Raw genomic sequence first — 13,040 nt, 5'->3', positions numbered from 1 at the left:
TGGGTTCAGAGCGTCAGGAAGCCGTCATACAAGCCGTAGGCAGCCACCAGGGCGCCCGCGACCACGGCGGCGAAGATCAGTTTTTCCACGCTGGTGAAGATTGGCTGGCCGACCTCGCGCTTGGCCTTGGCGAACAGGATCGCGCCAGGGGCATAGAGCAGCGCCGAGAGCAGCAGGTACTTGACGCCACCGGCGTACAGCAGCCAGATCGCGTAGAGCAGGGCGATGCCGCCGATGATCAGGTCTTTCTTGCGTTCGGCCAGGGCCTGTTCGTAGGTTTCGTTGCGCCAGGCGAGCAGGAAGGCATAGGCCGCCGACCACAGGTAAGGCACCAGGATCATCGAGGTGGCGAGGTAGATCAGCGACAGGTAGGTGCTGTTGGAGAACAGGGTGATGACCAGGAAGATCTGCACCATGGCGTTGGTCAGCCACAGGGCGTTGGCCGGTACATGGTTGGCGTTCTCGCGGCGCAGGAACTCCGGCATGGTGTGGTCCTTGGCGGCGGCGAACATGATCTCGGCGCACAGCAGCACCCACGACAGCAGGGCGCCGAGCAGCGAGATGATCAGGCCGACGCTGATCAGCACCGCGCCCCAGTGGCCCACCACATGTTCAAGCACGGCGGCCATCGACGGGTTCTGCAGCTTGGCCAGCTCGGGTTGGGTCATCACGCCCAGCGACAGCACGTTGACCAGCACCAGGAACAGCAGCACGGTGACGAAGCCGATGACCGTGGCCTTGCCGACGTCGGAGCGTTTTTCCGCACGGGACGAGAAGATGCTCGCGCCCTCGATGCCGATGAACACCCACACCGTGACCAGCATCATATTGCGCACCTGGTTCATCACGCTGCCCAGCTCCGGTGTGCCCACGGCCCAGATATCCGCGGTGAACACATCGAGCTTGAAGGCGAACAGGCAGATCAGGGCGAACAGGGCCAGCGGCACGACCTTGGCCACGGTGGTGACCAGGTTGATGAACGCGGCTTCCTTGATGCCGCGCAGCACCAGGAAGTGCACGGCCCACAGCAGGACCGAGGCGCCGATCACTGCCGCCGGGGTGTTGCCCTCGCCGAAGATTGGGAAGAAGTACCCCAGGGTGCTGAACAGCAGCACGAAGTAGCCGACGTTGCCCAGCCAGGCGCTGATCCAGTAGCCCCAGGCCGAGGAAAAGCCCATGTAGTCGCCGAAACCGGCCTTGGCGTAGGCGTACACACCGCCGTCGAGGTCGGGTTTGCGGTTGGCCAGGGTCTGGAACACGAAGGCGAGGGTGAGCATGCCCACCGCGGTGATGGCCCAGCCGATCAGCACGGCGCCGACACCGGCGCTGGCGGCCATGTTTTGCGGTAACGAGAAGATCCCGCCACCGATCATCGAGCCCACTACTAGTGCAACAAGCGCACCCAGTTTTAGTTTTCCGGGAGAATCAGACATTTATCGACTCCGTACCAGGAGAAAGTTGACCTCAGAATAAATCTGACGCCTGGATCATTCGCTGACTTAGATCAGTTCATGCCAGCATGAAGGTAAGAAAATTCCCTCATGCGCCTCCTGGAGGATGCCGACAGCTTCGTTGCAGGCCTTGTACGCTGGCACCTCCATGTCCTTCTGGAGCAAACGCCCCGTTCTGCCTGCGAACCATGAAGTTAGTCTCTTTTGGGGGTTTCGCAAATTTTTCACAGTAAATAGCGACGCATTTAGGTGAGGGTTGAGATAGTTCGCAACTGCCACTTTTTATCGGTCGCGGGCTATAGACAGTCCGGTTATGAGTGCTATAGCTTTAATGGCTCGATTCAATAAGAAACTTGTAACATTCATGTTGCCAAATACGTTTACGCGCACGCGCGCACGAGGAGCCCCATGAGCGAACCGGGACAGAAGCTGCGCCTTGGCGCCCTGATCGCACTGGTGGTCGGTTCGATGATCGGCGGAGGGATCTTTTCGTTGCCGCAGAACATGGCGGCGCGCGCCGATGTCGGGGCGGTGCTGATCGGCTGGGGCATCACCGCAGTGGGCATGCTGGCGCTGGCCTTCGTGTTCCAGACCCTGGCCAACCGCAAGCCGGAGCTGGACTCGGGGGTGTATGCCTACGCCAAGGCTGGTTTCGGCGACTACATGGGCTTTTCCTCGGCCTGGGGCTACTGGATCAGCGCCTGGCTGGGCAATGTCGGCTACTTCGTGCTGCTGTTCAGTACCCTTGGCTTCTACTTCCCGGTGTTCGGCCAGGGCAACACGCCTGTGGCCATCGGCTGCGCCTCGTTGCTGCTGTGGGCGGTGCACTTCCTGGTGCTGCGCGGCATCAAGGAGGCGGCGTTCATCAACCAGGTGACCACCGTGGCCAAGGTGGTGCCGTTGCTGATGTTCATCGTCATCGCCGCGTTCGCCTTTCGCGCCGATATCTTCACCCGCGACATCTGGGGGCTGAGCAATCCGCAGTTCGGCAGCGTGCTGGAGCAGGTACGCAACATGATGCTGGTCACAGTGTTCGTGTTCATCGGCATCGAGGGGGCGAGCGTCTATTCGGGGCGAGCGCTGCGCCGTTCGGACGTGGGCAAGGCCACGGTGATTGGCTTTCTCGGTGTGCTGGCGCTGCTGGTACTGGTCAACGTGTTGTCGTTGGGGGTGATGACCCAGCCGGAGCTGGCCGGCTTGCAGAACCCCTCTTTGGCCTCGGTGCTGGAGCATATCGTCGGGCCCTGGGGCGCCTTGCTGATCAGCATCGGCCTGGCGGTGTCGCTGATCGGGGCGTTGCTGTCGTGGGCGCTGCTGTGTGCCGAGATCCTCTTCGCCACCGCCCGCGACAAGACCATGCCGCGGTTCCTGGCGCGGGAAAACGCCAACCATGTGCCGGCCAACGCACTGTGGCTGACCAATGTGATGATCCAGGGCTTCCTGCTGATCACCCTGTTCTCGGCCGGGACCTACACCAGCCTGATCTACCTGGCGTCGTCGATGATCCTGGTGCCTTACTTCTGGTCGGCAGCCTATGCGGTGTTGCTGACCGTGCGTGGCGAGAGCTACCAGGGGCAGGCGGGGCTGCGGCGCAAGGACATGCTGGTCGCAGTGATCGCGCTGTTGTATGCGGTGTGGTTGCTGTATGCCGGTGGGCTCAAGTACATCCTGCTGTCGGCGTTGCTCTACGCGCCGGGGGTGGTCCTGTTCGCCCGGGCCAAGCGTGAGCAGGGGCAGGTGCTGTTCACCGCATGGGAGAAGCTGATCTTCGCGGCGGTGCTGGTGGGCGCCGGGTTGGCGGCGTATGCGCTGTATTCGGGGTTGCTTAGCCTCTGACGGCTCATGGCGGGCGCGAGTGAATCAATTTTGCAGTTCGACGCTGCCTTGAGGGATAGGCCGTTCCGGGCGCGACCAGATCCACAGGTTGCCCAGTGCCATGCCGCCGATGGCAAGGAACACGGGCCAGTGGTGCTCGAGGACGATCAGCATGAGGCTCGCGCACAGCAACATGCTGAGGGTGGCGCTGACCTTGGCGCGGCGCTGGATCACCTTGCCGTTGCGCCAGTTGAAAAGGATCGGGCCGAACAGCCGGTGGTTCTCCAGCCAGGCGGACAGGCGCGGCGAGCTGCGGGTGGCGGCCCAGGCGGCGAGGAGGACGAACTCGGTGGTGGGCAGCCCGGGAATGACGATGGCCACCAGGCCAATCCCCAGGCTGACGTAGGCCAGGATCGCGTAGAGCAGGCGGGATGCTTTGGAGCGGGCGATTCGGGTCATGGTCTCACTGCAACGGTGCGGCCGCCCGCAGGCGGCCGGGTAAAGCGTGTCAGGCCAGCGCCGCGTCGGCGGCATAGGCATGCTTGAGCAGCTCGGTGAAGCGTTCGAAGGCGGCGACCGCGCCACGTTCGGCGGCGGCGTCTTCCTCGGGCGACAGGTCCAGGCTGTCGAGAATGCGGGTGAACTGTTTCCAGCCTTCGGCGCGACCACCCGCCGGTTCGCCCAGGTGACGGGCGCCGAAGGTTTCGGACAGTTCCAGGGCCACGGCGCGCTTGATCAGGAACGCGGCGCCCAGTTTGGAGCCTTCGGAGACGAAGATCCAGCCCAGGGCTTCGCCCAGGCTTGGCTTGCCCAGGGCGCCGGCGAAGGGCGCGGGCACTTCGGTGTCGAGGTCGGCCAGGTCCAGGCGGGCCTGCTCGGCGCGGCAGCGCTCGGCCAGATCCGGCACGATGGCGATCAGTTGCGGGTCGGTGTACAGCGCCTGCAGCTCGGACTGGAACAGGTACTGGGCGACCACGAAGCGGGCGAAGCTCTCGCGGCTGTCGAACGGCTTGTGCGACTTGACCAGGGCGTCCAGCTCGGTGTGCGGGGCGTGGGTGACCTGGTTCAGGCGCTGGGAGCGCAGGTTGGCGCGTTCGGTGGAAGGGGCGGTCATGGGGGCATCCTTGGAAAATGGGGCGTCTAGTGACAAGACGAAACAGAAGACGCGGAACAGTAAAAAAACCTCACCTGCGAAGTGAAATCATTCGCACAGGGCTCGACACAGTGCCGGGCAAGTCCGTTCCCACAGACGACCTGGGGGAATGGGCTTGCCCGGCGATGGCGATCTCGCTCCGTCAGATGTCCCACACCAGGTTGATGGCGAAGTTGCGGCCCGGCATGGTCAGGCGGTCGAGATTGGCCGGCTGGGTCACTCCCGCTTCGCCAAGCGCGTCGTAGCCACGTACGTCATCCCACTGCCAGTACTTCTTGTCGGTCAGGTTGTAGAGGCCTGCGTTGACGGTGATGTCGTCCGTCACCTTGTAGTAGCCGGTCAGGTCCAGCACGCCGTAACCAGGGGTGCGGAACTGCTTGCTGGCGCCATCGGGGGCGAAGAAGGTGGAGTCGTCGACGCGGTCCTTGCGCTTGACCAGGGTCCAGCTCAGCAGGCCACCATAGTTCTGTTGCTCGTAGCCCAGGCCGAGGACTGCGGTCAGTGGGTTGACGCTGTTCAGTGGCTGACCGTTGTCGTCGTTGCGACCGCGGGCATAGGCCAGCGAGCCTTGGGTGTACAGGCCCTGGGCAGCGCCGAAATGGTCGAGGTTCAGGCGACCCTTGAACTCCGCGCCCTTGATGGTGGCGTGCTTGATGTTGTTGGCCTGAAAGGTCGAACCCAGATTGGCCGACTGCACGGCGTCTTCGTTGATGAAGTCGCGGTACTTGTTGTAGAACACGGCGACATCGAAGTCGCCGGCCTCGAAGTTGCCGCGCAGGCCGGTTTCGTAGCTCTTGCTCTTCTCTGGCTCGAGGTCCGGGTTGGGTTGGACGCTGTAGCCCAGGGTCGGGTTGTCGAAGCGGCCGAACATGGCCTTGGCGGTCGGGGTTCGGAAGCCCTCGGCGTACTGACCGTACCAGGTGTAGTGGTCGTTGAAGGCATAGGTCACGCCGAACTTCGGCGATACGCGGTGCCACTTCTTGTCAGCGTCGTCGATGGCCCCCGGCGCCGCACCGTTGCCCTGGACCCCGCGCAGGAACTCGCTGGTCATCTTCGGTTCCATGCGGGTGTAGTCGTACCGCGCGCCCGGCAGGAAGGTCCAGTTGTTCCAGCGGATTTCGTCCTGGGCGAACAGGCTGTAGGTGTTGACCGTCGGATCGGGGAAGTCGCTGACCCTTACCTGGCCGTCGCCGGGGCTGTTCTGGCCGATCGCCGTACAACTGCCGCCGACGTTGAGGCAGGTGCCGGTACCGCTGCGTGAACCGGTGATCTTTTCATGCTTGAGCGTCGTGCCGTAGGTCAGCAGGTGGTCGGTGGCACCGAGGCTGAAAGCCTTGTCCATCTGGGCGTCGAATACCCACTGGCGGTCCTTGTAGGTGGTCTGGCGATCACGGAACACCTGGCGACCACTGGCGAAATACAGCTCGTCGGTGCGTTGGTCGGTCTTGGCGATCTGGTAGTTCAGGCTCCATTTCACGTGGTCGGCGGCCAGGCTTTCGAGGCCGAACTCATGGTTGATGCCAAAGCGCTCGCGGGTAACGATGTCGTCGCCCTGGCGCATCCGATACATGTTCGAGGCACCGCGGCCCGGAATGAAGGGGCCTCCGACGGCGCTGAGGATGTTCTGGTCGCGGTCGTCCTTGTAGTGCTCGTAGGTGAAGCCGAAGCGGGCATCGTCGGCGTAGTTCCAGCCAAGCTTGGCCAGGACGTTGGTGGTGCGCACGTCCTCCGGGTTGGCCTTGCTGCGGTTCAGGCCGGTGCCGCCGTGTTCGCCATACGATTCGGTTTCATGGCCGTTGCGTTGGCTCAGGTGCAGCAGGCCATCGAAGTCGCCCTGGCGACCGGCTACGGTGGCCGAGGTCAGCCAGCTTTCGTCAGCAGAGCTGTAGCCGGTCTTCAGACGCGCGCCGACATCCTTGCCCGGCTTGATGATGTCCTCGGGGTCGAGGGTGTAGTAACTCACCGCGCCGCCGATGGCGTTGCTGCCGTACAGCACCGAGGCCGGGCCGCGAAGGATCTCGACGCGCTTGACGATTTCCGGGTCGACATAGTTGCGTTGGGTCTGGGCGTAGGGGCCATAGAAGAAACTGTCGGGGATCGACACGCCGTCGACCTGAGTCAGGATACGTTCACCGTCGATGCCGCGGATGTTGTAGCCATTCAGGCCGCTGCGCTGGCCGACGCCACCAACGGAAACACCCGGCTCATAGCGCACAAGTTCCTTGATGTCGTTGACGTTCTGCCGGTCCAGTTGCTCGCGGGTCTGCACGCTGACGGTGCTCGGCACCTGGCTGACGTCCTGGGCGCTGCGGGTGGCGCTGACGGTCACCTGCTGCAGGGCGATGGCGTTGCCAGCGGCCTGGCGTTCGAGCACCACGTTGCCGTTGCTGACCTTGCGGTAGCCCAGGCCGGTGCCGCGCAGCAGGCGCTGCAGCGCTGCCTCCGGTGCCAGCGAGCCCTGTACGCCCGGCGAGGCCACGCCGTCGGCCAGCTCGGCGCTGAAGCCAACCTGCCAGCCGGTGACCTGGCTGAAGGCATTGATGGCCTCGACCAGCGGTTGCTGGGCGATGGCGAAGCGGTAGTCGCCCATGCGCGGGCTGCTCGCCTGGGCCGGCTCCACGGCCAGCGCAGGCAGGCTGCAGGCGCCGCTGGCGAGCAGGGCCAAGGTCAACAGGGACAATTGCCCGCGGCGGCGGGAAGAAGAGGACGGGCGGGTTTGACCTGTGGGCATCGAAAGCGCTCCCTGTCGCGCGTGAGTCATAGACAGTGTTTGTTCTCGTTTTCGAACGAGAATCAATCGTATTGGCTATAACGAGACGGGCGAGGCAGGGGGATCGCGTAAAAAAACTTGCAAGGTCAGTTGAGGATTACCACGGCTGGGTATTCATGCAGTTGCGCCGAGGTGATGTGGGCCAGGGCGCGCAGCGTTTCCAGCGGCTGGTCGAGGCGGTAGTTGCCGGTGACCGCGACCTGCTCCAGGTGTGCGTTGCGGTTGATGATCCATCCCGGGTAGTAACGGCGGACCTCCGCGAGCACCTGGCTCAGCGGGCAGTTCTCGAACACCAGGCGGCCTTCGATCCAGGCCAGGTCCTTGCTCATGTCGGGGCGCTGGCGCTGACCGAAGCCCGTGGGGCCGACGCTGATGCTGTCACCGGCACTCAGGCGGATGCGCTGGTCGCTCGCGGCCTGCAGGTCGACGTCGCCGCGCTGCACCCGCACCTGGGCTTCGCCATCGAGGTAGCGCACGGCGAAATCGGTGTCGCGCACGCTGGCGCGCAGTGGGCCGGCCTGGACTTCAAGCGGCGGCTGGCTGGCGTTGGACACCTGGAAATACGCCTCGCCCTGCAACAGGCGGGCAACCTTGCGGCCATCGCGTTCGTCGCTGGCAAAGGCCGAATTGGTGTTGAGCAGCACCTTGGCGCCGTGGTCCAGCTCCAGGCGCTGGCGCTCGCCGACCACGGTCAGGTGGTCGGCCTGCAGGCGCACCGGCAGGTTGCCGAAAGTGAACAGCCCGACCAGCAGCACCGCGGCGGTAGCCAGCGGTTTCCAGTGGCTGCGCAGGCGCCCGGCAAGCGAGCGCTTGCGCCTGTGCTGCAACTGGCCGGCGGCCTGGCGCAGCGAGGCGCCGTTCCACAGCGCTTCGGCCTCGACATAGGCCTCGGCGTTTTCCGGCTCGGCGCCCAGCCAGTGCTCGAACGCGCGGGTGTCGTCTTCGCTGGCGCATTGCAGGCGGATCAACCAGTCCAGCGCCTCTTCGCGGGCACGGGCGCGGGCATCAGGCTCGGCGGGTGACGGGCGAGGGGTGGGGTGGTCGGTCACGGGGTATCCTTGCATCGGGCATTTTTTGCGCATGATCAGTGCAGACCTTGCCCATGGCAAGGGCTTTGCGCTGACCCGCGGCGAGCGGTCGCGTCACTGGTGACGATCGGCCACGCCCATGCAGATGGCCATGATCAGTTTCAGCTCCTTCTGCACGGTACTGGCCGAGACGCTCAACTGCTCGGCGATTTCCAGGTAGCTGGCGCCGTGCAGGCGGCTGAGGATGAAGATGCGTTGCTGGCGTTCGCTCAACTGGCCGAGGCTGACGCTCAGGTGCTTGAGCAGTTGCTCGGCGTGGGCGGCGTCCTCGCTGCTCGCGGCAGGCGCCGCGACGTTATGCAGGACTTGCTCGGGCACGTCGTCCACCAGCGTGCGCGCCTGCACCCGGCGCGTGCGCAGGTGGTCCAGGGCAAGGTTGCGGGCGGTCTGGAACACGAAAGGTTCCAGGTGCTCGATCGGGCGCTCGCCCAGGGCGCGGGTGACCCGCAGGTAGGTTTCCTGCAGCAGGTCCTCGGCGGTGCTGGGGTTGCCCACCATGCGCTGCAGCGTGCGCAGCAGAGTGAGACGCTGAGTGAGGAACACTGAGTTGAACCGGGACTGACTCACGGGGGAACCTGGGCGCTTTGGGGTTAATGATAATGCGTATCATCAATAGCCAAGGTCAAGCATGGAAATGTCATGAAAGAGTAAAGCTTGTGGGAGCAGGGGGCCCGCTCCCACACAAGTCGAATGTCGCCTGGGCGTGTTCCCTGCCTCAGCGTGCGTTGAACAACGCCAGGCAGTTATCCAGCATGCGGTTGGAGAAACCCCACTCATTGTCGTACCAGGCCAGTACCTTGAGCATCCGCCCATTGGCACGGGTGTGGTTGGCGTCGAAGATCGACGACAGTGGGTTGTGGTTGAAGTCGCACGACACCAACGGCAGGGCGTTATAGCCCAGCACCCGGGAATGACGGCTGGCCTCGAGGAACAGCTGGTTGACTTCCTCGGCGCTGGTTTCGCGCTGCAGGTTGACGGTGAGGTCGACCAGCGACACGTTGATCACCGGCACTCGTACGGCCATGCCGGTGAGCTTGCCGGCCAGTTCCGGCAATACCAGGCCGACGGCCTCGGCGGCGCCTGTCTTGCTCGGGATCATCGACTGGGTGGCCGAGCGGGCGCGGTACGGGTCGCTATGGTAGACGTCGGTGAGCACCTGGTCGTTGGTGTAGGCGTGGATGGTGGTCATCAGGCCTTGCTCGATGCCGAACTCGCGGTGCAGCACCTGGGCGATCGGTGCCAGGCAGTTGGTGGTGCACGAGGCGTTGGAGATGATCTGGTGCGAGGCGCGCAGCACATCGTGGTTGACCCCGTAGACCACGGTGGCGTCGACACCCTTGGCCGGGGCGCTGACAATCACCTTGCCGGCCCCGGCGCTCAGGTGCGCGGCGGCCTTGGCGCGTTCGGTGAACAGCCCGGTGCATTCGAACACCACATCGATGGCCAAGGTCTTCCAGGGCAGCTCGGCAGGGTTGCGGATGGCGCTGACGGCGATGCGGTCGCCATTGACGGTGAGGCTTTCGTGGTCGGCCTCGACAGTGGCGTCAAAGGTGCCGTGGACGCTGTCGTACTTGAGCAGGTGGGCATTCATCGCGCTGTCGCCCAGGTCGTTGATGGCGACGACCTGCAGGTCCTGGCGGTAGCCCTGCGTGTACAGTGCGCGCAGGACGTTGCGTCCGATGCGGCCGAATCCGTTGATGGCGATGCGTAGGGTCATGGTATTACCTCTGGCAGTCGGGTGAAGCCTGTGGCACAAAGGACAGCTTCACTGAAACGGTTTTGTTGTTGGAATTACAAGATTATTCACCGAGAGATAGAAAACAAGCCTTTTTGCTGGCAGTATTTTGTTTAAACATACAACGAGTGGTTGGGTTATCCCCCTGTCGAGCGGTCCATGCGCCTTTTCCTAGAGACTAGGTCGCAATCGTTTGGAGGGAAAATGCCCCAGTAAAGCCGCCCCACAGTTAGCCTGGAGTCCAGTACATGCATCCGCGCATCCTTGAGGTCACCGAACGGCTGATCGCCCGCAGCCGCCGTACCCGTGAACGCTACCTTGAGCTGATCCGTGGGGCGGCCAGTGACGGACCCATGCGCGCCCAGTTGCAGTGCGCCAACTTCGCCCATGGCGTGGCTGGCTGCGGTGGGGACGACAAGCAGACCCTGCGGCTGATGAACGCGGCCAACGTGGCCATTGTCTCGGCCTACAACGACATGCTCTCGGCGCACCAGCCGTACCAGCACTTCCCCGAACAGATCAAACAGGCGCTGCGCGAAGTCGGTTCGGTCGGCCAGTTCGCCGGCGGCGTGCCGGCCATGTGCGACGGCGTCACCCAGGGTGAGCCGGGCATGGAGCTGGCCATCGCCAGCCGTGAAGTGATCGCCATGTCCACCGCCATCGCCCTGTCGCACAACATGTTCGATGCCGCGCTGATGCTGGGCATCTGCGACAAGATCGTCCCCGGGCTGATGATGGGCGCCTTGCGTTTTGGCCACCTGCCGACGATCTTCGTGCCGGGCGGGCCGATGGTCTCGGGCATCTCCAACAAGGAAAAGGCCGATGTGCGCCAGCGCTACGCCGAGGGCAAGGCCACCCGCGAGCAGCTGCTCGAATCGGAAATGAAGAGCTACCACGGCCCCGGTACCTGCACCTTCTACGGCACCGCCAACACCAACCAGCTGGTGATGGAGGTCATGGGCCTGCACCTGCCGGGCGCCTCGTTCGTCAACCCCTACACGCCGCTGCGCGACGCCCTTACCGCCGAGGCCGCGCGCCAGGTCACGCGCATGACCAAGGCCAGTGGCAGCTTCATGCCCATTGGCCAGATCGTCGACGAAAAGGCGCTGGTCAACTCGATCGTCGCCCTGCACGCCACCGGCGGCTCGACCAACCACACCCTGCATATCCCGGCCATCGCCCAGGCCGCCGGCATCCAGCTGACCTGGCAGGACATGGCCGACCTGTCCGATGTGGTGCCGACGCTGTCCCACGTCTATCCCAACGGCAAGGCCGACATCAACCACTTCCAGGCCTCCGGCGGCATGGCCTTCCTCATTCGCGAGCTGCTCGACGCGGGCCTGCTGCACGAGGACGTCAATACCGTGGCCGGGCATGGCCTGCGCCGCTACACCCAGGAGCCGTTCCTGGAGGATGGCCGCCTGGTCTGGCGCGAGGGGCCGCAGCACAGCCTCGACGAAAGCATCCTGCGCCCGGTGGCGCGGCCGTTCTCCGCCGAGGGCGGTTTGCGGGTGATGGAAGGCAACCTTGGCCGTGGCGTGATGAAGGTTTCCGCCGTGGCGCCCGAGCACCGGGTGGTCGAGGCGCCTGCCCGGGTGTTCCACGACCAGCAGTCTCTGGCCGATGCATTCAAGGCCGGCGAGCTGGAGCGGGACTTCGTCGCCGTGGTGCGCTTCCAGGGGCCGCGCTGCAACGGCATGCCCGAGTTGCACAAGCTGACGCCGTTCCTCGGCGTGCTGCAGGATCGCGGCTTCAAGGTGGCGCTGGTCACCGACGGGCGCATGTCCGGTGCCTCGGGCAAGATCCCGGCGGCTATCCACGTCTGCCCGGAGGCTTTTGATGGTGGCCCGCTGGCGCGGGTGCGCGATGGTGATATCGTGCGCGTCGATGGTGCCGAAGGCACGCTGCGGATCATGGTCTCGGCCGAGGAACTGGCCGACCGTGAACTGCCTGCGCCACCCAAGGGCAACGACCTGGGGTGCGGGCGTGAGCTGTTCGGCTTCATGCGTGTGGCGTTCAGTTCCGCCGAGCAAGGCGCGAGCGCCTTCACCTCGGCCCTGGAGAACCTCGAATGAAGGCCTTGCTGGTCGGCGACATCGGTGGCACCAACGCGCGTTTTGCCGTGTGGCGCGACAATGAACTGCAGGCGGTGCAGGTGCTGGCCACCGCCGACTACACCAGCCCTGAACAGGCCATCGAGGCCTATCTGGCCGACCAGCGTATCGCCCGTGGCGGCCTGGCGGCGGTGTGCCTGGCGGTGGCAGGCCCCGTGGACGGCGACGAGTTTCGCTTTACCAACAACCACTGGCGCCTGAGCCGCAGCGCGTTCTGCCAGACGCTGCAGGTCGATCGCCTGCTGCTGATCAACGACTTTTCCGCGATGGCGCTGGGCATGACTCGCCTGCGCGCAGGCGAATTTCGTGAAGTCTGCGCAGGCCTCGCCGATCCATCGCGCCCGGCGCTGGTGATCGGCCCCGGTACCGGCCTCGGCGTGGGCAGCCTGCTGCGCCACGGTGAGCACTGGCTGGCACTGCCAGGGGAGGGCGGGCATGTCGACCTGCCGGTGGGCAATGCCCGCGAAGCGGCGATTCATCAGGAAATCCATCGGCAGATTGGCCATGTCAGTGCCGAGACCGTGCTCAGTGGTGGTGGGCTGGTGCGCTTGTACCAGGCCATCTGTGCGCTCGATGGTGCTGCGCCGACGCACAAGACCCCGGCGCAGATCACCGATGCGGCGCTGGCCAACGAGCCACGGGCGCTGGCGGTGGTCGAGCAGTTCTGCCGGTTCCTCGGCCGGGTGGCGGGCAACAATGTGCTCACCCTCGGGGCGCGGGGTGGCGTCTACATTGTCGGTGGCGTGATCCCACGTTTCGCTGAATTGTTCCTGCGCAGCGGCTTTGCCGCGAGCTTCGCCGACAAAGGCTGCATGAGCGGCTACTTCGCCGGGGTGCCGGTATGGCTGGTGACGGCGGAGTTTTCCGGGTTGCTGGGGGCTGGAGTGGCTTTGCAGCAGGCGCTGGACCTCTAA

The 13,040-nt window shown here is 64.6% G+C and carries 10 protein-coding genes; 3 read left to right on the top strand and 7 right to left on the bottom strand.

The window, feature by feature from the left end; all coding sequences use genetic code 11:
• Positions 1 to 5: 5 nt before the first annotated feature.
• The gene (gene arcD / locus KHO27_RS17280) at positions 6 to 1,433 is read right to left on the bottom strand and encodes an arginine-ornithine antiporter (protein ID WP_102682957.1); all 1,428 of its coding nucleotides are present in this window, start codon (positions 1,431 to 1,433) and stop codon (positions 6 to 8) included.
• Between the two features lie 426 nt (positions 1,434 to 1,859).
• Here arcD (KHO27_RS17280) and arcD (KHO27_RS17275) point away from each other — a divergent pair, with 426 nt between their 5' ends.
• Positions 1,860 to 3,287 (top strand): arginine-ornithine antiporter, encoded by a 1,428-nt coding sequence (gene arcD, locus KHO27_RS17275; protein ID WP_111532111.1) that lies wholly within the window; start codon positions 1,860 to 1,862, stop codon positions 3,285 to 3,287.
• Positions 3,288 to 3,311: 24 nt separating this feature from the next.
• Here the strand turns inward: arcD (KHO27_RS17275) and KHO27_RS17270 are convergent, their stop codons facing one another.
• The 6 genes from KHO27_RS17270 to gap form a co-directional block, all read right to left on the bottom strand.
• Complete coding sequence (locus KHO27_RS17270) at positions 3,312 to 3,725, bottom strand: YbaN family protein (RefSeq protein ID WP_110700083.1); 414 nt, start codon at positions 3,723 to 3,725, stop codon at positions 3,312 to 3,314.
• A gap of 49 nt (positions 3,726 to 3,774) precedes the next feature.
• Positions 3,775 to 4,380 (bottom strand): biliverdin-producing heme oxygenase, encoded by a 606-nt coding sequence (locus KHO27_RS17265; RefSeq protein ID WP_038706745.1) that lies wholly within the window; start codon positions 4,378 to 4,380, stop codon positions 3,775 to 3,777.
• Positions 4,381 to 4,561: 181 nt separating this feature from the next.
• Positions 4,562 to 7,150, bottom strand: coding sequence for a TonB-dependent receptor (locus KHO27_RS17260; protein WP_214500534.1), 2,589 nt, complete (start codon positions 7,148 to 7,150; stop codon positions 4,562 to 4,564).
• 125 nt (positions 7,151 to 7,275) lie between these two features.
• A complete protein-coding gene (locus KHO27_RS17255; protein WP_110699855.1) occupies positions 7,276 to 8,238 on the bottom strand; it encodes a FecR family protein in 963 nt (320 codons plus the stop codon).
• 93 nt (positions 8,239 to 8,331) lie between these two features.
• Positions 8,332 to 8,844, bottom strand: a complete 513-nt coding sequence (locus KHO27_RS17250) for an RNA polymerase sigma factor (protein ID WP_023632569.1) — start codon at positions 8,842 to 8,844, stop codon at positions 8,332 to 8,334.
• 148 nt (positions 8,845 to 8,992) lie between these two features.
• Complete coding sequence (gap, locus tag KHO27_RS17245) at positions 8,993 to 9,994, bottom strand: type I glyceraldehyde-3-phosphate dehydrogenase (protein WP_038706743.1); 1,002 nt, start codon at positions 9,992 to 9,994, stop codon at positions 8,993 to 8,995.
• Positions 9,995 to 10,260: 266 nt separating this feature from the next.
• On the opposite strand from gap, the gene edd reads away from it, so the two are divergent.
• Positions 10,261 to 12,087 carry a phosphogluconate dehydratase gene (edd, locus tag KHO27_RS17240; protein WP_214500533.1) on the top strand — a complete coding sequence of 609 codons (1,827 nt, stop codon included), beginning with the start codon at positions 10,261 to 10,263 and terminating at the stop codon, positions 12,085 to 12,087.
• On the top strand, positions 12,084 to 13,040 hold the full coding sequence (locus KHO27_RS17235) for a glucokinase (RefSeq protein ID WP_110699851.1): 957 nt from the start codon (positions 12,084 to 12,086) through the stop codon (positions 13,038 to 13,040). The genes edd and KHO27_RS17235 overlap by 4 nt, the downstream gene beginning before the upstream one ends.

Origin of the sequence: Pseudomonas sp. RC3H12, from assembly GCF_018596375.1 — a bacterium.
Taxonomy (GTDB): Bacteria; Pseudomonadota; Gammaproteobacteria; order Pseudomonadales; family Pseudomonadaceae; genus Aquipseudomonas.
Note: the sequence above shows the minus strand (reverse complement) of the source record. Positions and strands in the feature narration are given on the sequence as shown.